Below are 21,303 nucleotides of genomic sequence, written 5' to 3' on the forward strand. Positions count from 1 at the left end.
GCGAGATCTCCGGCTGGTAGGGCGTCTGGAGGCGCTGCTCAACTTCCAGACCATGGTGTGCGATCTGACCGGGCTCCAGGTCGCGGGCGCCTCGCTGCTGGACGAGGGGACCGCGGCCGCCGAGGCCATGACGCTCGCACGCCGTGCGGGGCGGGCCAAGAGCAACGTGTTCGTCGTGGACGCCGCGTGCCTGCCGCAGACCATCGCCGTCGTGCGCACCCGCGCCGAGGCGCTGGGCATCGAGGTCGTCGTCGCGGACACCTCGGGCGGACTCCCCGAGGGCGAGTTCTTCGGCGTCCTCCTGCAATACCCGGGCGCCGACGGCCTCGTGCGCGACCTGACCGCGCTCGTCGCCGACGCGCACGCGCGCGGCGCGCTCACCGCGGTCGCCGCCGACCTGCTGGCCCTCACCCTGCTCACCTCGCCCGGCGCGATGGGCGCGGACATCGCGGTCGGCACCACGCAGCGCTTCGGCGTGCCGATGGGCTTCGGCGGACCGCACGCCGGATACCTCGCGGTCCGCGAGAAGCTGGCGCGCTCGCTGCCGGGACGGCTCGTGGGCGTGTCCGTCGACGCCGACGGCGACCAGGCGTACCGCCTCGCGCTGCAGACCCGCGAGCAGCACATCCGGCGCGAGAAGGCGACCAGCAACATCTGCACCGCGCAGGTCCTGCTCGCCGTGATGGCCGGAATGTATGCGGTCTATCACGGCCCCGACGGCCTCACCGACATCGCCCGGCGCACCCACCGCTACGCCGCCGTCCTGGCCGCCGGACTGCGCCGCGACGGCGTCGAGGTCGTGCACGCGGACTTCTTCGACACCGTCCTGGCCCGTGTGCCGGGCCGCGCCGACGCGGTCGTGCAGAACGCCCGCGCCGAGGGCGTCAACCTGCACCGCGTCGACGCCGACCACGTGTCGGTGACCTGCGACGAGACCACCACGCGCGACGACCTGGCCGCGGTGTGGCGGGCGTTCGCGCCCAACGCCGCCGCCGGGACCGCGGCGGACCTGCGCGACCTCGTCTCGACCCTGGACGCCGAGACCCCCGACGCGCTGCCGCAGGCGCTGCTGCGCACCGACGAGTTCCTGGCCCACCCGGTCTTCCACGCGCACCGCTCGGAGACCGACATGCTGCGCTACCTGCGGCGCCTCGCCGACAAGGACTACGCGCTCGACCGCGGCATGATCCCGCTCGGCTCCTGCACGATGAAGCTCAACGCGACCGCCGAGATGGAGCCCGTCACCTGGCCGGAGTTCGCGAACATCCACCCGTTCGCGCCGGCCGACCAGGCGGCCGGGTACCTGGAGCTGATCCACGGCCTGGAGGACGCGCTCGTCGCCGTCACCGGCTACGACAAGGTGTCGATCCAGCCGAACGCCGGCTCGCAGGGCGAACTCGCGGGTCTGCTCGCGGTCCGCGCGTACCACCTGGCCAACGGCGACACCGGCCGCGACGTGTGCCTCATCCCCTCGTCGGCGCACGGCACCAACGCCGCGAGCGCGGTGATGGCCGGGATGCGCGTGGTCGTCGTCGGCACCGGCGAGAACGGCGACGTCGACCTCGACGACCTGCGCGCCAAGATCGACGCGCACCGCGACAGCCTCGCGGTCCTGATGGTCACCTACCCCTCGACGCACGGCGTGTTCGAGGAGCACATCGGCGACGTGTGCGCGCTGGTCCACGAGGCCGGCGGCCAGGTGTACGTCGACGGAGCCAACCTCAACGCGCTCGTCGGCCTCGCCCAGCCGGGCAAGTTCGGTGCCGACGTGTCGCACCTGAACCTGCACAAGACCTTCTGCATCCCGCACGGCGGCGGCGGCCCCGGCGTCGGGCCGGTCGCGGTGCGGGAGCACCTGGCGCCGTACCTGCCGAACCACCCGCTCCAGCCGACCGCGGGCCCGGAGACCGGCGTCGGCCCGATCTCGGCGGCGCCGTGGGGCTCGGCGGCGATCCTGCCCATCTCGTGGACGTACATCCGGCTGATGGGCCCCGACGGCCTCAAGCGCGCCAGCCAGGTCGCGGTGCTCGGCGCCAACTACGTCGCGCGCCGGCTCGCCCCGCACTACCCGGTGCTCTACACCGGGCCGGGCGGGCTGGTCGCGCACGAGTGCATCGTGGACCTGCGCGGCATCACCAAGGCGACCGGCGTGACCGTGGACGACGTGGCCAAGCGCCTGATCGACTACGGCTTCCACGCCCCGACGATGTCGTTCCCGGTGCCCGGCACGCTGATGATCGAGCCGACCGAGAGCGAGAACCTGGGCGAGATCGACCGGTTCTGCGACGCGATGATCGCCATCAAGTCGGAGATCGACCGGGTCGGTTCGGGTGAGCTGCCGTCCGACGACAACCCGCTGCGCAACGCGCCGCACACCGCGGCGATGGTGGCCGGCGACTCGTGGGCGCACTCGTACACGCGCGAGGAGGCGGCCTTCCCGGGGACGGTGCAGCCCGCCGGCAAGTACTGGCCGCCGGTGCGGCGCATCGACGGCGCGTACGGCGACCGCAACCTGGTCTGCTCGTGCCCGTCGGTGGAGGCGTACCAGCACTGACGATCCGTCCGCGCGGGCGGCGCGCGGCGGCGCACGAGCCGGCGCGGACGGCCCGGCAACGGCACGCACGAGGGCGGCCACCGAACCCGGTGGCCGCCCTCGTGCGTCCCCGACGGGGACCTCGCGCGGGATCCGCGCCGTTGCCCGTCGCCTGAGGCCCCCTCAGGCGGCGAGACGGACGCGGGGCCGGTGCGGTGCGATCAGCCGCCCGTCCGGCAGGATCTCCCCGGTGTCCTCGAACAGGACCACGCCATTGCACAGCAGACTCCATCCCTGCTCCGGGTGGGCCGCGACAACGTGCGCGGCCTCCCGGTCAGGGCTGTCGGCCGGCGGGCATTGCGGTTGGTGCTGGCACATCCTCGTACCTTCTCGGTGATCGACGCCATGCGTCGCGTTCGGGCCGGGCGCTTGCCGACCGGCCATGCGGGAGTCGTGCGCTTTCCCATGCAGTGACACGACCTGACTCGTGTCTGGTCCCATCCTGCGCCTCGCGCGAGGCCCCCGCAGCGAATTACCGAGTTCTCACCCGACCGCGCCATGCCGTTTACACCGGGAGGGTCATCATCACGACGGGACGGGTGGTGGGTGCGGATGACCCACCTGCGGGCTCGAGCGTGACCCCGATGCGCGCCGCGTCGCCCAGACCTTTCGCGACGAGCCGCCGGACAGCGTCCTGACCGGCGGAAACGTCGTCCAACAGGCCGGCCGGGCGGACCTCGCGGTCGGTCATGAACCACACCTGCCAGACATGTGCGGCATCGGGCGCCGGCAACCCGCCGGTCAATACCAGAGCCTCGTCGCGTGCGCGCGACGCGAGCGCGGTGGCGGAAATTCCGCCGTCGCTTGTCGTCGCCGTGCGCGTGTCGGGGGCGGTCACGATGGCCGCGATGCGGTCGGCGGCCCGGGTGCCGGCGTCGGAGCGGTCGCCGCGCGCGTCGGCCAGCAGCGTGCCGAGGACGACGGCGGCGACGAACATCGCGGCGGCGGTCAGCCACGGGAGCCGGGTGCCGGCGGCCAGGCCGGCGCGGCGCAGCGGGACCACGTTGCGGGGCGGGGCCTGGCGTACCGTGCCGATCTCGGCCATCACCCGCGACCGCAGCCGGTCCGGCGGGGGCACCGAGGTGGCGGCGGCCAGCCGCGCGGCCGTCTCGCGCAGTTCGCGGACCTCGTCCCGGCAGGCCGGGCACGACTCCAGGTGGCGTTCCACCAGGGCGCGTTCGTTCGGATCCAGCGCGTCGACCGCGTACGGCCCGGTCAGCGCGTGCGCGTCGTCTCCGTCGCCGGAACCGCGCCGGGCGGGGCCGAGGGGGTGGTTCATGTCGAGGTCACCCCCAGGCAGTCGCGCATGCGTATGAGGCCGTCCCGCAGCCGCGTCTTCACGGTGCCCAGCGGGACGTCCAGCAGTTCGGCGACCTCACGGTACGTGTAGCCGCCGTAGTAGGCGAGAGTTATGGACTCGCGCTGCAATTCGGTGAGGGACGCCAGACAGCGCCGCACCTGCTCGCGCTCCAGACGCGTTTCGACCTCCTCGGCCACCGCGTCGTAGGCGGGGGAGCCGTCCCGGCGCCCGGCCCGCTCCTCGCGGTCGGCCGCCGACTGCGCCGACCGCACCCGGTCGACGGCCCGGCGGTGCGCCATCGTGCACACCCAGGCGTTGGCGCTGCCGCGTTCGGGGTCGTAGCGCGACGCGGTACGCCAGATCTCGACCAGCACCTCCTGCGCCACCTCCTCCGACTGCGCGGGGTCGCGCACGACGCGCAGGACCACACCGAGAACCACGGGCGACACCCGTACGTACACCTCTTCGAACGCCGCGGAGTCGCCGCGCGCCACGCGCACGAGCAGGCCCTCCAGCGACGATTCGGCCGCCGGTTCGCCCGCGGCCCGCATCCCTCTCAGTGCGCGCACGGTCGCCCCCGCCGGGGTGCGTTTGGCGGCTGCGACACGGCAACTCCCGCATGCGGTGGGCGCCTGGCGCGCAGCGTCGTTGCCATCGTGCACCCCTGTCCGGTAGCTGGCGAGGCCGGCGGCGGCCGGCGAGGGCCGGGTGACGGACCGTCAGGGGGCGGTGACGGGGGTGCTGTCGGGTGCGGTCCGTTGCCCGGGCCCTCGCGGACCCGCTCGTGGTTCACCGGGTGTTCGCGGCCGGGGGCGGAGCGGATTGGTCGGCGGGCGAGATTCCCGGACCCGTTCCGGGGAGGCGGGCCGGGTGCCCGTCCGGGTCAGGGCTGCGGGGCGGTGGGGGCGAGGCGGCGGCCCCGGCTGCCGAGCAGGGCGGCCAGTTCCTCGGCGGGATAGGGGCGGAGCGGCTGCACGCCGGGAGGCGCCGGGGCGAGGGGCACCAGGAGGTCCTGCCAGCCGACGAGGTCGGCGAGCCAGAGCGCGACCGTGTAGAGGCCGGGGATGTGCAGTAATCGCAGTTCGTAGTACCCGCGTTCGATCTGCGGAAGGGTGCGTACGGTGGCCACCGCCGCGTCCGTGCACGTGGTGAACGGGCCCTCGGTGAACCGCGCGACGGGGTGGCCGCCGCCGACGTCGGCGACTTCGACCGCACCGATGGTGTGCGCGCCGTCGTGCACGAGCCACCGCCAGCCGACCGGGCGTGCGGTGTCGAGGCCCCGCCCCTCGGCCAGGTCGGTCAGGTCGATCTCGAACATGCGGTGCGGGCAGACCGCGCTGAACGGGGCATGGGTGTCCGCGTCGGGCGAACCGGGGGCGTCGGGCTCGTCGGTGCCGGCTTGCGTGGGCGCCGGCCGCCGATGCGGTGCGTCGAGCACCGCACGAACCGCCGCCCGGGCGTGCTCGGGTGTTTCGGGCACACGCAGAACCATGAGACCGCCTCATTTCTGATGCAGCGTCCGTTGTCACGCCGCGGGGCGTGGATCGAGGCTGGGCGTGGATCGAAAAATGCCGCTGTGCCGGTCCGGGCCGGGCGGGTGCTGCGCCGCGCAATGCAGGAACCGACCGTACAAGCCGGTCAGCGCATTGTACTTGAATGGCTGCGAAAAGTAACGAACTGAGGACAGATCGTTCGGAATGGTGGCCGCCGACACCTGTATGCGGGGTTTTCGCCGGTCAGCGGCGCGTGAAGGGAGCGCACGGGGCGCACGGGGACGGAAGGGCTCCACGCCCTGCGACCGCCCGTACGATCCGGCCATCCAGGCCCGGGTCGTGCGGCTCCTGCGGGCCGTGCGGGGCCGGATACGCGGAGCCGGGTCCGTCGGTCCGGGGACGCGGGCCCGCGCCCCGCGACGACCGGCCTCAGGCCAGGAAGCCCGCGAGCACGTCGTCCAGGCTCGCCAGCCCCGCGATGCCCTCGTCCGGGTCCCGGATCAGCGCGATGTGGGTCCGCCCGGTCCGCATCCGGCCGAGCAGCGCCGACAGGGTCGTCTCGCGGTCCACCGCCAGCAGCGGGTACACCGGCACCGTGTCGTCCGGGCCGCGGTCGAGGGTGTCGTGCACGTGGACATACCCCTCGACGCCGCCGTTGCGGACCACCGGGAAGCGCGACCGGCCGGTCTCGACGGAAGCGCGTTCCAGGGCCCGCCCGGTCACCGGCCCCGGCAGCGTGCGCACCTCCGCCCAGGGCCGCATCACCTGCCCGGCGGTGCGCGACTGGAAGGTAAGAGCCGTGGAGAGCCGGTGGTGCCCCCGGTGGTCGAGCAGTTCGTGCTCGCGCGACTCGGCGAGCACCGCCGGCAGTTCCTCGGCTGTGTAGACGCTGCGCACCTCGTCGACCGGCTCGACGCGCGCGATCCGCAGGAACCCGTTCGCGACGTGCTGGAACACCCACAGCACGGGGGCGGTGACGCGAGAGAACAGCCACAGCGGCGGCGTGAGCCACAGCGCGCACTCCTCCGGACCCGCCAGCGCGATGTTCTTCGGCACCATCTCGCCGAGCACCATGTGGCAGAACACCACGAACGCGAGCCCCACCGCGAAGGCCAGCGGCCGGACCGCGCCGTGCGGGATGCCCAGCGCCTCGAACGGCGCCTCCAGCAGGTGCTCCAGCGCCGGTTCGGCGACCGCGCCGAGCCCGAGCGACGCGACGGTGATGCCCAGTTGCGCGCCTGCGAGCATCACCGACACCTGTTCCATGCCGCGCAGCACAATGCGGGCCCGCCGCGAGCCCTCCTCGGCCCGCGGGGCGATCTTCGTACGCCGGGCCGAGATCAGCGCGAACTCGGCGCCCACGAAGAACGCGTTCGCCAGCAGCAGGACGACCGACAGCGCGAGTTGGCCGATCACACCGCGTCCTCGGCGCCGCCGAGCCGGGCGATCTCCACCTCGTCCACCCGGTGCCGGTCCATCGCGGCCACCATCACGCGCCGGTCGTCCACGTCCACCCATTCGCCCACTTGCGGCACATGCCCCAAGTGCGCGAGTACAAGCCCGGCCAGCGTGCTGTAGTCGCCGTCCGGCATCCGCCAGCCGGTGGCCTCCTCGACCTCGTCGGCCCGCAGCAGGCCGGACAGGCGCAGCGGTGCGGTGCCGCGGGCCGCGGCCGCCGGCGGGGCGTCCGGCTCGTCCGCCGGGTCGTGTTCGTCGGCCAGGTCGCCGACCAGTTCCTCGGCGAGGTCCTCGGCGGTGATGACCCCGGCCGTGCCGCCGTACTCGTCGACGACGACCGCCAGTTGCGTGTGCGCCTCGCGCAGGCGTTCGACGACGCGGTCCAGGTTGAGCGAAGTCGGGACCAGCACGGGCGGGCGGGCGATGGAGCTTACGGACGTGGCCGCACGCCGCCGCGGCGCCACCGTGAACGCGTCGTGCACCACCGCGACGCCGGTCACCTCGTCCAGACTCGCGGCACGCACCGGGAACCGGCTGTGGCCGCTGTCCCGGGCCGCCGCCATGAGGTCCGCCACGGTCGCCGACGCGGGCAGCCAGACCACGTCGGTACGCGGCGTCATCGCCTCCGCGGCCTGCTTGCCGGAGAAGCGCAGCGCCCGGTCGAGCACCTGCGCGGTCCCCTGCGGCAACGCCCCCTCGCGGGCCGAGTGCCGCACCAACTGCGTCAGTTCCTCGGCCGAGCGGGCGGACCCCAGCTCCTCCTGCGGCTCGATGCCGAGCCGCCGCACGAAGAAGTTCGCCGAACCGTTGAGGAACGTGATGACCGGCCGGAACGCCGTCGAGAACGCGGTCTGGAACGGCCCGGCCACCGCGGCCACCCCGTACGGGCGCGCGATCGACGCGTTCTTCGGCACCAGTTCGCCCAGCACCATCTGTACCGCCGCGGCGATCACCAGGGCGAGCGGCGCCTTGACGTGCCGTGCCACGGAGTCGCCCACGCCGGGGATGGCCCTGATGACCGGCTCCAGCAGGGGCGCGAGCGCGGGCTCGGCGACGTACCCGGCGACCAGCGACGTGATCGTGATGCCCAGCTGCGCGCCGGAGAGTTGGAACGACAGCGTGCGCAGGCCCCGCAGGACGCGTCTCGCGCTCTTGTCACCCGACCGGGCCCGCTGCTCGACTTCGCTGCGCTCCACGGTGATCAGCGAGAACTCGGCGGCGACGAACATGCCGTTCCCCGCGATGAGCACTATGAGCAGCAGCAACGGCAGCGCGACGTCGATCGCGGGTCTCCTCGGTCGGCCACGGTCCGGGGACGCCGAGGCGGGCCCCCGACGGTGCCCGCCGGGGGCACCGCCCGGTCAGGGTACGTCGCCGGTCGGGCATCCCGGGGCACGCCACGCCACGCCGTACGGCTACACCGGCACGGTGAACTGGTAGCCCTGCGCGAGCAACTCGGGTATGAGCCTGCGCAGGCACTCCACACTCTGGGTGCGGTCGCCGCCCCCGTCGTGCATGAGGATGACGCCGCCGGGGCCGAGCTGGCTGTGCACGGTCTGCATCATCTTGTCGACGCCCGGCTTACGCCAGTCGAGCGTGTCCACCGTCCAACCGAGCGACCGCATCTCCAGCGACGCCGCGACCTCCTGCACCTGCACCGACCACATGCCGCCCGGGGCGCGGTACCACGGCACCGGGACACCCGGGACCGCCGCGTGGATCGCGTCCAGCGTCTGCTGCATCTGCGCGCGCATCTCCTCGGGGGTGCGCGTCGGCATCTCGGTGTCGTGGCTCATCGTGTGATTGCACAACGTGTGCCCCTGCGCGACGATCTCGCGGATCTGGCCGGGAAGCGCCTTGGCCTGGTTGCCGACAACGCAGAACGTTGCCTTGATGCCGTACTGCTTCAGGATGCCGAGAACCTGCGGGGTGTACGTGTTCCACGGCCCGTCGTCGAACGTCAGCGCGACCCACTTGCCGGGATCCGTCCGGCCCGTCTTCGACTGGAGCAGCGTCGGCACCTTGGGACCCGGCGTCGCCGCCGGCGGCTGAGCGGTCGGCGGCGTGGTCACCCCCTCGAACGACCCTTCCACTTCCGGCGGTTGCCCGGCATCGTCCTGGGTGGGCCGCGGGCCGGCGTGGGTACGCGGTGCGGCGGTGTCCGCACTCGCGGTCCACACCAGGAACCCGCACAGAAAAACCGCCAGCAGCACGACGGCGGCCTGGAACGACGCATTGCGCACCGGCACAACGGACACGGCTAACCCCCAGGTGGTACGTGGTAAAGCGCCGTGCCGCCCCCGACCCGGCGCGCGGGTGCGCCGGTGTACGGAGGGACGCGCCACCGAGGCCGCACACACCCTAGTGATCGCGAAATCAGCCGGGAAGAGGCATCCATGAGTAGGCGTCACACCTGGCCGGGTGACCCGTCGCCAGGGGTGACGCGGCGCTCGGGCGTGCGGTTCCCGGGAGATGCGCGGCACCGACTCGACGGGGAGGACTCCCATGGGGGAGAAAGTCGACCAAATCGAGTTCACCCGGTCCGATCGCCAGCGCTACCGGCACAAGCTGCGGCGGTGCCTGGAAACGCTGGAACGGCTGCTCGCCGAAGGCCGGTTCGAGAGCCCGCGCAAACTGATGGGCGTGGAAATCGAGTTGAACCTCGCGGACCGCGACGGCATGCCGTGCATGGTGAACGACGAGGTGCTGGACCGCATCGCGAGCCCCGATTTCCAGACAGAACTGGGGCAGTTCAACATCGAGGTCAACATCCCGCCGCACCGTCTCGCCGGGCCGGTGTTCTCCGAACTCGCCGAGGAACTGCGCACCAGCCTCGACTACGCCGACCGCAAGGCCGGTGAATCCGGGGCGCACATCGTCATGATCGGCATCCTGCCCACCCTCACCGATGCGCACATGGTGCTGGAGAACCTCTCGCACAACCCGCGCTACACCCTGCTCAACGACCAGATCCTGATGGCCCGCGGCGAGGACATCCAGCTCCAGATCGAGGGCATCGAACGGCTCGTCACCACGTCGTCGAGCATCGCCCCCGAGGCCGCCTGCACGTCCGTGCAACTGCATCTCCAGGTCACACCGGAAAACTTCGCGTCCGCGTGGAACGCGGCGCAGTCGATTTCCGGCGTCCAGGTCGCGCTGGGTGCCAACTCGCCGTTCCTGTTCGGCCGCGAACTGTGGCGCGAGACGCGGCCCATCCTCTTCGAGCAGTCCTGCGACACCCGGCCCGAGGAGCTGATCGCCCAAGGCGTACGCCCGCTCACCTGGTTCGGCGAGCGCTGGATCGACTCGGTGGTCGACCTGTTCGCGGAGAACGTCCGCTACTTCCCCTCGCTCCTGCCCATCTGCGACGACGAGGACCCCCTCGAGGCGCTGGACCGCGGTGACGTCCCGCACCTGCGCGAACTCAAGCTGCACAACGGCACGATCTACCGCTGGAACCGGCCGGTCTACGACGTCGCCCGCGGCAAGCCGCACCTGCGGGTGGAGAACCGCGTCCTGCCGGCCGGCCCCACGGTCGACGACATCCTGGCCAACGCGGCCTTCTACTACGGCGTCGTACGCTCCCTCGTCGAGGACGAACTCCCGGTCTGGAAGAGCCTGTCCTTCGAACAGGCCACCGAGAACTTCCACGGCGGCGCCCGGCACGGCATCGAAGCGGAACTGGTGTGGCCGGGGCTCGGCCGCGTCCCGGTCACCGAACTGGTGTTGCGCGAACTCCTGCCGCGCGCGCACCGCGGCCTGGAGGCGTGGGGCATCGACGCCCGCGAGCGCGAGCAGTACCTCGGCATCATCGAGCAGCGCTGTCTGCGCCGCACCAACGGCGCGGCGTGGCAGAGCGCGACGTTCCACCACTTCCGCGACCGCCTCGGCCTGGACCGCCTGGGCGCGCTGCGGGCGATGACCCTGCGGTACGCCGAGCACATGCGCGGCGGCGCCCCCGTCCACACCTGGCCGGTCGACTGACCGGCCGCGTCCCGTACGGCCGGGCAGGTAGCCCGGCCGTACGGGACGGTTGTGCGCGGCGGCCGGGCGGGGTGGGAGTGCGGGGTGGCTGTATGGGGTGGCTGGGCGGGCGGCCGGGTGCGGTGGCCGGGTAGGCGCGGGCGGTCCGTCGACCCGGCAACCGGGCGCCCGACTCTTTATCCGGCCGTGTCCCCGCCGCGGATACATTGTCCCGGTGATCACGGAAGAACAGCCCGAGCGGGCCGACCGCGCGCTGCCGCCGCGCCGCCGAATCCTGCGCGACGAGGTCTGGCTCGTGCTCGCCGTGTCGCTCGGCGCCTCCGCGGTCTCGGCGCTGATCTCGTTCATCGGCTCGATCACCCGGCCCGGCGGGCTGGCCAACCAGTCCGCGGTGCTCAACCGCTCCGCGGCACCGGGCCGCCCGTGGCTGGACCTCGCCTGGCAGCTGTTCGACATCGCGACGTCGCTGGTCCCGGTGCTGCTGGTCGCGCACCTGATGATGCGCAACCGCGAGTCGCTGCGCGACCTCGGCGTCGACGCCGGGCAGCGGCTCCTCGACCTCGGCCGCGGCGCACTGGTCGCGGCGGCGATCGGCGGCACCGGCCTCGCGCTCTACCTCGGCGCCCGCGCGTCGGGCGCCAACCTCACCGTGGTGCCGACCACTCTCCCCGACGTCTGGTGGCGCATCCCGGTCCTCATCCTGTCGGCGATCGAGAACGCCGCGCTCGAGGAGATCGTCGTCCTCGGCTACCTGATGCACCGGCTCCAGGGCTTCGGCTGGTCGTTCCCCAAGGCGGTGGCGGCCAGTTCGCTGCTGCGCGGGTCGTACCACCTCTACCAGGGCATCGGCGGATTCTTCGGCAACCTCGCCATGGGTGTCATCTTCTGCCTGCTCTACAAGCGTTGGGGCCGCGTCATGCCCCTGCTGGTGGCCCACGCCCTCATCGACATCGTGGCCTTCGTCGGCTACGTCCTCCTGGCCGGCAAAGTCGGCTGGCTCCCCACGCCCTGAGCCGGACCGCCGGCACCGTCGGCACGTCGACGTCTACGTCGCCGCCGACACCAGCACACCACGCGCCTCAGGCGGCGAGGTCACGCGCGTACGCGGCACGGGTGTTGCCGTGGTGGGGCAGCAGGAATTCGAGCGCCGGACGCTGCGCCGTGTCGCGCTTGCCGGGCCGGGAACCGGTTCCCGGGAACTGCGGTGGGGAACTGTCGTGGGGGACGGGATGATGGGGGCCACGCTGCCGGCCGCGGACACCGGCAGCGGTGTGTCGGCAGGGTGTGTCGGGTCCGGCGGTACGGCTCTGTTGGGGGTGGCCCATGCTGGGTGGCGGAATCCGCGAGCGGTTGCGGTTGCGCAGGGAGGTGGCGGCGGCCGACGGGACGGTGTCGACGCGTCGGCGCCCGGGCGTGCTCACGCCCGTGCTGCTGATCGTGTTCTTCCTGGTCGTCGTCCTCATGGTGGTCAAGATGGGCGGCGGCGAGGACAACCGCACCACCTCGACCGGGGATTCGCGGGAGGCCGACGCCGACCCCACCGCGACCGAGGAGGCGACCACGACGATTTCGCCGACCGCCCCGGCGGGCTCGGTCCCCGGCACCGTGCGGTCGCGCCTCGCGCTCGCCGTCTACAAGCAGGCATCGGCCAAGGGCAAACCGGTGCTGAGCGCCGACCACGGCACCAGCGTCATGGTGGTCTGCCACACCGCCGGGCAGACGCAGTACACCAACGGCAAGGCCGACCCGACCTGGGCGCGCATCATCGTCAGCGGCAAGGTCGGGTACGCCCACGTCGGCCAACTCGACACCGGCGGCGTCATCATCACCCAGGTCCCCAACTGCTCCGCGGTCGGCTGAGCGGCCTACTGGTCGGCGGAATCGGTCGGACCTGGGCGGAGGTCAACTCCACCACAGCGCGCGTGCGTTGCCACCGAGCACCACCTCGCGCGCACCGGGCGGGCGATGCCGCAGAGCCTGTTCGGCCATGGCGACCATGCCGGGGTAATCGGGGGTGCGCGTCTGCGGGTGGTCCGAACCCCACAACAGGCGCCCGTCGCCGAAGGCCGACGCGAGGGTGTCGACCACGTCGGCCGGGTCGTCCGGGGTGTACGACTGGAACAGGTGCGTGCTGATCTTCAGCCGCACGGAGGGCAGTTCGGCGAGCGCCAGCACGGGTGCGAGCCCGTCGGGTCCCGCGGCCGGGTCCGGGAACCCGGCGTGGTCCAGGGCCACCGTCAGGCCCGGGCGCGCGGCAAGCAGGGGCACGAAGTGCGCCAAGTGGTCGGCGAACGCGGTCAGTACGAGGGTGAGGCCGGCTTCGGCGGCCGTGTCCAACAGGTGCGCGGTGTGCGGGGCGTCCACCCAGCGGGGGACCGGTTGGCCGGGGCCGCCGGAGACCGCGAACAGGCGTACGCCCACCACTCCCTGACGGCCGGTCAGCTCGGCCAACCGGTCCGGCGCGGCCGGGTCGGCGGGGTCGACGGCGACGACCGTGCGGGTGCGCTCGGGGTGCGCGGCGGCGGCGTCGAGCACGTAGCGGCAGTCGTACCCGTACGCCCCCACGCCCTGTACCAGCACGCAGCCGTCGACGCCCGCGGCCGCCTGCACACCAAGCACGTGTTCGGCGGTGGCGGTGCCGTCCGACCAATAGTCGGTACCGTCGCCCGTGCCGCCGGTGCGCGGGTAGCGCTCGGTGTCGGGCGAGACGACATGGACGTGGGTGTCGACGAATCCGGTCACCCGCGCGACGGTACCGGCAACCGTGCAAGGCCGCCGCACCGCGTCGTCCTCGGCGCGGATCGGGTTCGGCTTAGGGTTGTGGGCCATGCGCATCTATGTGGTCGACGCCTTCACGGACACCGCCTTCTCCGGCAACCCGGCAGGCGTGTGCCTGCCGGACGCCGCGCACGCCGCCGACGCGGCGTGGATGCAGAGCGTCGCCGCCGAGATGCGGCACGCCGAGACCGCCTTCCTGGTGCCGAGCACGCGCGACGACGCCGACTGGGACCTGCGCTGGTTCACCCCCGCGATCGAGGTCGACCTGTGCGGCCACGCGACGCTCGCGAGCGCGCACGTGCTGTTCACCGAGGGCCTTGCCGGAGTCGACGTACGCTTCGCCACCCGCAGCGGCGTGCTCTCCGCACGGCGGCTCCCCGAGGGGGGCATCGTGCTCGACTTCCCGATGCTCCCGCCGCAGCAGGTGCCCGAGCCGGCGGGGCTGCCGGAGATCCTGGGCGTGCCGGTGGCGGCCGTCGCCGGGGGCGGCGGCGACCTGCTGGTGGAACTGGAGTCGGCGGACGCGGTACGCGGCGTCGCGCCCGACCTGGACGCGCTCGCGCGCCTGCCGTACCGCTGCGTCGTGGTGACCGCGCCGGGCGAGGGCGGGACGGACTTCGTGTCGCGGGTCTTCGCGCCCGCGGTCGGAATCCCGGAGGACCCGGTGACGGGGTCGGCGCACTGCCTGCTGGCCCCGTACTGGGCGCCGAGGGTCGGCCGGACCCGGCTGACGGCCCGTCAACTGTCCGAGCGCGGCGGCGCGGTCGGTGCCGAGGTGTTGGGCGAGCGCGTGGCGCTGGTCGGCGACGCGGTGCTGGTGCTGCGCGGCGAATTGGCGGTCTGACCGCGCGGCGGGAGAGCGCACGCGGCACGTGATCGCCGCCCGCTCCACCCACAGTTGCGTCTGACGCAAGTGTCGACTGCATAGGTTGCAATGGAGATCAGGCCACCGAGGCTCTAGCGTGAACGGAGTCCGGACGACGACGAAGCGGTGCCCGGGCCCGGCCGCCCCAGACGGGGCGTGCCAGGGCCCGCACACCGCACCGATCCGACTCCTCCGAGGTTGCCCTCCGTGCCACCCACCCGGTCATCCGCCACGCCCCCGGCCACGCCGTCCCCGACACCTTCCGGTCCGCCGCCGCGCGCCCGCGCGGTGCTGCCCGTCACGTGCGCCTCCGTGCTGCTCGTCATGGTCATGGTCGCCGCCATCAACCTGGCGATCCCCGACCTGGCCGCCTCCGGCCTCCACCCGTCCGCGTCCGAACTCCTGTGGATCGTCGACGCGTACGTCATCGTCTTCGCCGGACTCCTCATCCCCGCCGGCGCCGTGGGCGACCGCTTCGGCCGCAAAGGCGCGCTGCTCGCGGGGCTCGCACTCTTCACCCTCGGCGCCACCGTCTCAGCCGTCGCCCCCGGCGTGCCCGTGCTCCTCGCCGGCCGCGCCATCACCGGCGCCGGCGCGGCACTGGTCATGCCGGCCACACTGTCCATCCTCATCCACGCGACCGCTCCCGCCCGCCGCCCGCAGGCCATCGCCACCTGGACGCTGGCCACCGGGATCGGCGGCCTGCTCGGCAACGCGATCGGCGGCCCGGTACTCGAATACCTGCCCTGGCGCGGCCTGTTCGCGGTGCTCGCGCCCGTCGGCGCGGTGCTGTTCGTCCTCACCGCGGTCGCCCTGCCGAAGGTGCCGCGCACGCACGCGTCCCTCGACCCGGTCGGATCCGTACTCCTCGTCACCGGGTTCCTCGCCGTCCTCTTCGGCATCATCGAAGGCCCCGACCTCGGTTGGACGTCCGCCCGCGTCCTCGGCGGCTTCGCCCTCGGCCTCGCGCTCCTGGCCGCGTTCGTCGGCCACGGCCTGCGCGCCGCGGAACCGCTGCTCGACCCCCGCCTGTTCCTCCGCCCCGGCCTCCGCGCGGGCGTCCTGGGCATCCTCGTGGCGTTCGTCGGGCTGTTCGCGCTGTTCTACGTCAACGCGCAGTACCTGCAGTACGCCCAGGGGTTCAGCGTCCTCAGGACCGGCTTCGCGATCCTGCCGCTCGGCGTCGGCATGATCGCCGGCACCCGGACCAGCGTTCGCCTGGTCGGCCGGTACGGCGCCCGCACCGTATCCACCGGAGGCATGCTGCTCATCGCCCTCGGCCTGTTCCTGATGTCGCTCGTGGACACCGGTACGCCGTACCCCCTCTACCTCGTGTACGTCACCGCCCTCTCCGCCGGCTTCGGCCTCGTGGGACCCGCCATGTCCACGTCCGTGATCGCCGCACTGCCGCCCGAGCGCGCCGGACTCGGGTCGGGACTCAACGGCGCCGCCCGGGAGTTCGGCAGCGCCCTCGGGGTCGCGGTCTTCGGCTCCGTACTCGCCGCGCGCTTCGACGCCGAACTGCCGGACGCCGCCGGGCCCGCACACTCGATCGGCCTGGCGCTCGGCGCCGCGGACCGGCTCGGACCCGACGTGCACGATCGGACGGTCACGGCGTTCACCGACGCGATGTCGACCGGCTTCCGGGTCGTCGCCCTGATCGTCCTCGTCGCGACCGCCCTGGTGTGGCTGTGGTCGCGCGGCGCAACAGGCCCCCGGGGGAAGGCCGATGGCACCGCCGGCGCGATGCCCGGAGGGACGTCCGTCGGGAAGTCCGCGGGGACGCCTGCGACGCCGTCCGCGGGGACGTCCGGTCAGAACTCCGGCGGCGCCTCGGCCCCGTCGGCGGATCCGGACGCCGCGGCTCCCCGCGCCTCGGCCCCGCGATGAGCGTCCACGACATCCCCGATGGCGCCACGGACCAGGGCACGCAGCCAGGCATGCGCACCGTCGGCGTCGTGGCGCGGGTGCCACACTTGCGTGAGCGACAACGGGGGAAGGTCGAGTGGGATGGGGAATGTCCGCAAGCCGAGAGCCCGGATGACCCCGGTCGACATCAACTCCGCCGCCATCCCCACGGCATCGGTCTCGAGGAGCACGTACAGCGACGACGCGTACGACGGGACCGTGCCCACCACCCGCCGCGTCAGCCCCAGTTCCCGCAGCGCGTCGTCCACCGGCCCGGACTGCCTGCCCCGGCGCGACGCCACCAGGTGCTCGGCCTCGGCGAACCGCCGCGCCGTCACCGTGCCCCGGGTGAGCGGATGCCCCGCGCGCACCACCCCGACGAACCGGTCCTGGACCAGCAGTTCGGACCGCGACTCCGGCTCCAGGTCCCACGGCGACCCGATGATCAGGTCCGCGACCCCTTCGCGCAGGACCGGGGTGTCCGTGCGCTGCTTGGGCAGGAACCGCAGCGTCACACCGGGCGCCTCGGCACGCGCCCGGGCGAACAGCGGTGCGCCGATGGCCGTGATGATGCCGTCGTTGGCCACCACCGAGAACGTCCGCCGCAGCGTCGCCGGATCGGGCCGGTCCACCGGACCGAGCAGCACGCGCGCCTGCTCCACCAGCGTCCGCACTTCTGCACGCATGGCGAGCGCGCGCGGGGTCGGGACCATCGACCGGCCGGCCCGGACCAGGATCGGATCCCCGGTGGCCTTGCGGATCCGGCCGAGCGTGCGGCTCATCGCGGGCTCCGACAGGTGCAGCCGGGCCGCCGCGCCCCCGACACTCTCCTCGTCGAGGAGCACATCCAAGGCGACCAGCAGGTTGAGATCCATCCGGGATTGCATAGAGGGAGTATGTCGGGCGTTACCGCTGTGCTTGCGAGCGTTTGACCAGCACGTTGTACGTGATGCCCACTCCGACATCTGCCGACTATTGAGCAGCTAAAGAATCATGGAACGGGACGGGGCCGGCGGTGCAGTTCTCCCCCTGCTTTTGCCGGCCCCGCCTGCTCCCACCCGGTGGCTACCTCCCTAAGGAGCCCCGGGGGTACGGGTGCGGCGAGTGCCGCCGCTAGCAAGATCCAAAAATGGAACATCTGTGTTCTGGGCTACAGAGCATGATCACGACATCGTCAGCGGGTGCCGCCCGACTCCCGCCCAGACTGGGTCCGTGAACGGACTCGGGCCCTCGGAGTCAGGATCCGCGGCGCGCGCTTAGACGCCGACCTCACTCAAGAGGAGCTGGCGCACCTGGCGGGCGTGACGAAGATGACGATCTACAGGATCGAGTACGGACTAACCGACCCATCACTGTCCGTCCTCCTCGAAATCGCCCACGCCGTACGAATCCCACTACGTGACCTAATCGGCTGATTCGGCCGCAGGCAACGGGATCGAAACCGTAGCGGCAGCTGCTTCAACATGGAATGACTAGTTCCGCATTCACTCAAACGGGTGAGTGCCTTCCAGTGCCCTGATCACCGGTCGGTATCACCCGATTACAGCGGGTGTGCTCCATGATCGGAGCGCGGGCGGACATCCTGGCCGGACGACCAGGCAGATGACACCCAGGGGGCCCTGGAAGGAATTGGTGGTTGGTACCCGCCCGCGCGCCGCACGGGGGCGAATAGGCGCGCGGGCGGGCGTCTTCACGGCGTCGGCTTCGGCCGCGGATCCACTTTGATCCACGACGGCGGCACCTTCGATAGGTCCGGATCCGGCCGGCGCTCCTCCTCCGGCACCTCGTCCGGGACCTCGACCACGACGCCGCCCTCGTACTCCCAGCGGCGGACCCTGCGCGGAATCACGGCGCCACCGTCCAGGCCGGGCCCATCGACGACGCGTAACTGCGTATGTGCGTGGATCCGTTCGGACCCACGCGGTACACGTCGATCGTGATGCGGGACGGACGCAAGCGCTTGCGAGCAGACACAGCAGCCCCGGCCACCGAAGTCTCGGCAGCGGAGGCCGACTTGGATTCATCGGCCATGCAACTACCGTGTCAGAACGATGTCATCGCGGAATCATCCAAACACGCCACAAGACTTGGCGTCACACGCCAAGATGAACGCATGGACTCGTCAAAACCCGAGCAGAGTTTCCGGCGCATGGAGCGCAGCGCCCACGACATCCGCCTCGCCGGCCTCCGACGCGAAGCCCCCATCGGGGAGGTCGTCGACAACATTCTCGTCGCCCTCCCCGAAGTCCACCCCCTCGAAGCCCACCGCTGGGCGAACGGCTGGAACCGGCGCGAACTCTCCACACGCATCGACATGGTGTACGAGGCCGAAGGCCTGAGGCCGCCCGGGATCGCCGACGCCGAGCTGTTCCGCTGGGAGCGAGGCAAGCGCCGCCCCAACGAGGAGCGCATCGACGTCCTCTGCAAGGTCTACGGGACCAGACCCGACAGGTTGGGCTTCGGTCGCGACTACTCTGGCGTTGTGCTCGGACACCTCGAACAAGCAGGCCTCGTCGACCTCTTCCCCCGTACCGCCGCAGAATCGAAGGCCGACCTCGTCGGAAGGCTCTCGGCAGCCACGAAGCGGATCACGATGTTCGGCCTGACCAGGAACTTCTACGCCGCCGAGGCGATGCTGCCGCTCTTCGAGCACAAGGCCGCCAAGGGGATACCGGTCCAGATCTTCATCATGGACCCGCACTGCGACTCACGGCGCGACCGATACCGGCTGGAGCCGGCCGAAGCGGCGATGGAAGACCCGGACCGCTACACGCGGGAGATCCTGCGCCCGCTCGCTGAAGCCGCGGCGCGCGTCGGGAACATCGAGATCTACCTCTACAACTTCCCGTGCAGTTTCGCGATGGAAGAGATCGACAACTGCATACGCGTCATGCTGTACGGGCACGGGAAGCGCGGCACCGACGGGCCGATCCTGGCCTTCCAGGAAGGCACCGAGTACCACACCTACTTCGCCGAGCAGCTCCGGTGGGTCGAGCGCCTCGCAGCGGCCGACCCGATCCCGGAGCCGTGGCGGTCCAAGGGCATCGAGGTGCGGCGGTACCTGGGCTAACGACGGCGCAGCCGCGGCCAGTCGTCACCGGGGAGCTTCACCCGGTCGACGCGCCGCAGCTTCGCCCCGGGGCCGGCAGCCAGGCTCACGTGCCCTTCCGATGCCGCGCCCGGATGCTGCTCGCAGTCCGGGCACGGGTCGGCCTGCGTGTCCACCGTCAGCGACGTCTCGACAGCCGGGCTCGGCGTGAACGGCCTGAACACCGCGCCGACTCCGCCGCAGGTCGTGCACTGCTGCCGCACGCGCGAGGCCGGCACGTCCACGTAGTCCGGGTCCATGTCAGCCGCCTCCCGTCTCCACCCAGCCCTGGCCCTTGCAGACGGGGCATGTCTTCTTGACCTCGACGGTGCGGGACTTGACCTTCCCGTCCTTCGGATCGGTGTACGTCTCGACCTTCTGCTCGAAGATCACGCCCGCGTTGTCGCAACGCCGACAGACCGTGCGGCCCATGGAAGCACTCCATCCCGCCCCCATGCGGTAGCGACAAGGTTACCGGGAGTTCGGCTACCCGATCAGGTGAATCCCGCCACGGGGTGCAGGTGGCGGCAGTAGCGTCGGCGACCCTGAGAACAGCCGACCAAGGAGGCACCGTGCACCACGACGACCCCATCCAGGCTGTACGCGACAGGCTGCGTGGATTCCTCCGCGGCGACGCCGACGTCCGCGACAGCGACGTCACCGACGGCATGCCCACCCCGCCCGAGCTCCCCGAGCTGCCCGACTGGGACGAGCCGCTGCCGCGCGACCGGTGGGGGCGGGTGAAGCGGGGCGTGCAGGTGGGCTGATCCCGGACGCAACGAAACGGCCCGCTCTCCGTCGAGAGCGGGCCGTTCGTACGTGGGCCAACGAAGTGACCTTCACCGGTCGAGGCGGTTCGGCGTGCACGTCCAGCCGTGTACCGATCGGACTACCAGCCTAGCCGCAACTCCCGCCGCCAAGCCCTCTCTTCCCGCTTCCGTTCCGCCCGCTTCCCGCGCGCCGTCGACGGGCAGTCCAGCCCCGCCGGGCCGTGACAGACCGGGCACCACGGGCGCTGGACCGTACCGAGCATCCGGGGCATGGGGACCTCCTCAACTCATGCGTCTATCGCATGGATCAAGTCTCTGACATGCGCGACGTGCATAACTCCGGAAATCCGCCTACCCTCCGAATCTCGGGCCGCACCCCGGCGGGCGGCACCGAGCACCCCACCCCGCGACCAGACAGGTGCACCCCCATGGGCCTCCAGCTCACCAAGAACGCCGGACTCGAAGACCTCGGCAACGTCACCAAGTTGCGCGTCGGCCTCGCCTGGGACACGTCCGGCGGCGGACGCAAGGGACTCCTCGGCAAGATCAAGCGACACGTCGGCAGCGACCTCGACCTCGCCGCCGTCGCACTCGCCGACGGCGAACCCGTCCGCCTCGCCTGGTTCGACAGCTACGACCCGTTCGGCAACGGCTCCCTCGTCCACCTCGGCGACAACCGAAGCGGCAAAGGCGACGGCGACGACGAAGAACTCGAAGCCGACCTCAGGAAGATCCACGCCAGCATCAACGCCGTCGTGTTCATCGTCACCGCGTACAAGGAAGGCGTGTCCTTCGCCGACATCGCCAACATCACGATGCGCACCTACGACCTGACCAGCGGACGCGCCGAGAACATCGGCGAGTTCTGGCCCCGCCTCGACGCCCGCGAGAACGCCTGCGTCATGGCCGCCGTGCACCGCACCGGCGCCACCTGGTCCGTGCGCGTCATCAACGAGATGGGCAACGCCCGCGACCGCGACGGCATGCTCCGCCTCGCCGGACAGCACGCCCGGCCGTAGACACGACGAAGCGGCCCCGCCCCCGGCGAAGGGGGCGGGGCCGCAGC

General features: G+C 72.0%; 23 protein-coding genes. 10 read left to right on the top strand and 13 right to left on the bottom strand.

The annotated features are described in order from the left end of the window. A partial coding sequence (gene gcvP, locus AB0C36_RS23915) for an aminomethyl-transferring glycine dehydrogenase (protein WP_358357157.1) occupies positions 1-2,554 on the top strand: 2,554 nt, incomplete at its 5' end. 162 nt (positions 2,555-2,716) lie between these two features. On the opposite strand, the gene AB0C36_RS23920 is transcribed toward gcvP, so the two are convergent. From AB0C36_RS23920 to AB0C36_RS23950, 7 genes are all read right to left on the bottom strand, one after another. Then, a complete protein-coding gene (locus tag AB0C36_RS23920; RefSeq protein WP_358357159.1) occupies positions 2,717-2,911 on the bottom strand; it encodes a DUF5999 family protein in 195 nt (64 codons plus the stop codon). A 187-nt stretch (positions 2,912-3,098) separates the two neighbouring features. Continuing rightward, the gene (locus AB0C36_RS23925) at positions 3,099-3,872 is read right to left on the bottom strand and encodes an anti-sigma factor (RefSeq protein ID WP_358357161.1); all 774 of its coding nucleotides are present in this window, start codon (positions 3,870-3,872) and stop codon (positions 3,099-3,101) included. Continuing rightward, the gene (sigK, locus tag AB0C36_RS23930; RefSeq protein ID WP_358357281.1) at positions 3,869-4,444 is read right to left on the bottom strand and encodes an ECF RNA polymerase sigma factor SigK; all 576 of its coding nucleotides are present in this window, start codon (positions 4,442-4,444) and stop codon (positions 3,869-3,871) included. The genes AB0C36_RS23925 and sigK overlap by 4 nt, the downstream gene beginning before the upstream one ends. Before the next feature lie 332 nt (positions 4,445-4,776). Further along, positions 4,777-5,385, bottom strand: a complete 609-nt coding sequence (locus tag AB0C36_RS23935) for a hypothetical protein (RefSeq protein ID WP_358357163.1) — start codon at positions 5,383-5,385, stop codon at positions 4,777-4,779. Positions 5,386-5,815: 430 nt separating this feature from the next. Next, positions 5,816-6,802 (bottom strand): hemolysin family protein, encoded by a 987-nt coding sequence (locus AB0C36_RS23940; protein ID WP_358357165.1) that lies wholly within the window; start codon positions 6,800-6,802, stop codon positions 5,816-5,818. After that, the gene (locus tag AB0C36_RS23945) at positions 6,799-8,109 is read right to left on the bottom strand and encodes a hemolysin family protein (RefSeq protein ID WP_358357168.1); all 1,311 of its coding nucleotides are present in this window, start codon (positions 8,107-8,109) and stop codon (positions 6,799-6,801) included. The genes AB0C36_RS23940 and AB0C36_RS23945 overlap by 4 nt, the downstream gene beginning before the upstream one ends. A 150-nt stretch (positions 8,110-8,259) precedes the next feature. Then, the gene (locus tag AB0C36_RS23950) at positions 8,260-9,102 is read right to left on the bottom strand and encodes a polysaccharide deacetylase family protein (RefSeq protein ID WP_358357171.1); all 843 of its coding nucleotides are present in this window, start codon (positions 9,100-9,102) and stop codon (positions 8,260-8,262) included. Between the two features lie 247 nt (positions 9,103-9,349). Between AB0C36_RS23950 and AB0C36_RS23955 the strand changes: the two genes are divergently transcribed. The 3 genes from AB0C36_RS23955 (at position 9,350) to AB0C36_RS23965 (ending at position 12,688) form a co-directional block, all read left to right on the top strand. Then, positions 9,350-10,828 carry a glutamate-cysteine ligase family protein gene (locus tag AB0C36_RS23955; protein ID WP_358357174.1) on the top strand — a complete coding sequence of 493 codons (1,479 nt, stop codon included), beginning with the start codon at positions 9,350-9,352 and terminating at the stop codon, positions 10,826-10,828. Positions 10,829-11,042: 214 nt separating this feature from the next. After that, positions 11,043-11,840: a CPBP family intramembrane glutamic endopeptidase gene (locus AB0C36_RS23960; protein ID WP_435839106.1), complete on the top strand. Its 798-nt coding sequence runs from the start codon at positions 11,043-11,045 to the stop codon at positions 11,838-11,840. A gap of 311 nt (positions 11,841-12,151) precedes the next feature. Further along, the gene (locus AB0C36_RS23965) at positions 12,152-12,688 is read left to right on the top strand and encodes a hypothetical protein (protein WP_358357177.1); all 537 of its coding nucleotides are present in this window, start codon (positions 12,152-12,154) and stop codon (positions 12,686-12,688) included. 42 nt (positions 12,689-12,730) lie between these two features. Here AB0C36_RS23965 and AB0C36_RS23970 read toward each other — a convergent pair whose 3' ends face one another. Next, positions 12,731-13,657: an amidohydrolase family protein gene (locus tag AB0C36_RS23970; RefSeq protein WP_358357180.1), complete on the bottom strand. Its 927-nt coding sequence runs from the start codon at positions 13,655-13,657 to the stop codon at positions 12,731-12,733. Between AB0C36_RS23970 and AB0C36_RS23975 the strand changes: the two genes are divergently transcribed. Together AB0C36_RS23975 and AB0C36_RS23980 are read left to right on the top strand one after the other, a co-directional pair. Beyond that, the gene (locus AB0C36_RS23975; protein ID WP_358357182.1) at positions 13,656-14,450 is read left to right on the top strand and encodes a PhzF family phenazine biosynthesis protein; all 795 of its coding nucleotides are present in this window, start codon (positions 13,656-13,658) and stop codon (positions 14,448-14,450) included. The two genes, AB0C36_RS23970 and AB0C36_RS23975, sit on opposite strands and share 2 nt — an antisense overlap. Positions 14,451-14,678: 228 nt before the next feature. Next, on the top strand, positions 14,679-16,361 hold the full coding sequence (locus tag AB0C36_RS23980; RefSeq protein ID WP_358357184.1) for an MFS transporter: 1,683 nt from the start codon (positions 14,679-14,681) through the stop codon (positions 16,359-16,361). On the opposite strand, the gene AB0C36_RS23985 is transcribed toward AB0C36_RS23980, so the two are convergent. Then, on the bottom strand, positions 16,286-17,254 hold the full coding sequence (locus AB0C36_RS23985; protein WP_358357187.1) for a LysR family transcriptional regulator: 969 nt from the start codon (positions 17,252-17,254) through the stop codon (positions 16,286-16,288). The genes AB0C36_RS23980 and AB0C36_RS23985 overlap by 76 nt on opposite strands. Positions 17,255-17,560: 306 nt before the next feature. On the opposite strand from AB0C36_RS23985, the gene AB0C36_RS23990 reads away from it, so the two are divergent. Beyond that, complete coding sequence (locus AB0C36_RS23990) at positions 17,561-17,794, top strand: helix-turn-helix transcriptional regulator (protein ID WP_358357190.1); 234 nt, start codon at positions 17,561-17,563, stop codon at positions 17,792-17,794. A gap of 275 nt (positions 17,795-18,069) precedes the next feature. Here the strand turns inward: AB0C36_RS23990 and AB0C36_RS23995 are convergent, their stop codons facing one another. Both AB0C36_RS23995 and AB0C36_RS24000 read right to left on the bottom strand, forming a co-directional pair. Next, positions 18,070-18,228 (bottom strand): hypothetical protein, encoded by a 159-nt coding sequence (locus tag AB0C36_RS23995; protein ID WP_358357193.1) that lies wholly within the window; start codon positions 18,226-18,228, stop codon positions 18,070-18,072. Beyond that, positions 18,225-18,410 (bottom strand): hypothetical protein, encoded by a 186-nt coding sequence (locus AB0C36_RS24000; protein WP_358357196.1) that lies wholly within the window; start codon positions 18,408-18,410, stop codon positions 18,225-18,227. Before AB0C36_RS24000 ends, AB0C36_RS23995 begins: the two co-directional genes overlap by 4 nt. Positions 18,411-18,492: 82 nt before the next feature. Between AB0C36_RS24000 and AB0C36_RS24005 the strand changes: the two genes are divergently transcribed. Then, positions 18,493-19,449: a helix-turn-helix domain-containing protein gene (locus AB0C36_RS24005; RefSeq protein ID WP_358357199.1), complete on the top strand. Its 957-nt coding sequence runs from the start codon at positions 18,493-18,495 to the stop codon at positions 19,447-19,449. Here the strand turns inward: AB0C36_RS24005 and AB0C36_RS24010 are convergent. Both AB0C36_RS24010 and AB0C36_RS24015 read right to left on the bottom strand, forming a co-directional pair. Further along, positions 19,446-19,727, bottom strand: a complete 282-nt coding sequence (locus AB0C36_RS24010; RefSeq protein WP_358357201.1) for a hypothetical protein — start codon at positions 19,725-19,727, stop codon at positions 19,446-19,448. The genes AB0C36_RS24005 and AB0C36_RS24010 overlap by 4 nt on opposite strands. 1 nt (position 19,728) lies before the next feature. Beyond that, positions 19,729-19,899, bottom strand: a complete 171-nt coding sequence (locus tag AB0C36_RS24015; RefSeq protein WP_358357204.1) for a hypothetical protein — start codon at positions 19,897-19,899, stop codon at positions 19,729-19,731. Positions 19,900-20,039: 140 nt separating this feature from the next. Here AB0C36_RS24015 and AB0C36_RS24020 point away from each other — a divergent pair, with 140 nt between their 5' ends. Beyond that, positions 20,040-20,234 (top strand): hypothetical protein, encoded by a 195-nt coding sequence (locus AB0C36_RS24020; RefSeq protein ID WP_358357207.1) that lies wholly within the window; start codon positions 20,040-20,042, stop codon positions 20,232-20,234. A 431-nt stretch (positions 20,235-20,665) separates the two neighbouring features. Next, the gene (locus AB0C36_RS24025; RefSeq protein WP_358357210.1) at positions 20,666-21,256 is read left to right on the top strand and encodes a TerD family protein; all 591 of its coding nucleotides are present in this window, start codon (positions 20,666-20,668) and stop codon (positions 21,254-21,256) included. Positions 21,257-21,303 lie beyond the last annotated feature (47 nt).

The organism is Streptodolium elevatio (genome assembly GCF_040649515.1).
Taxonomy (GTDB): Bacteria; Actinomycetota; Actinomycetes; order Streptomycetales; family Streptomycetaceae; genus Yinghuangia; species Yinghuangia elevatio.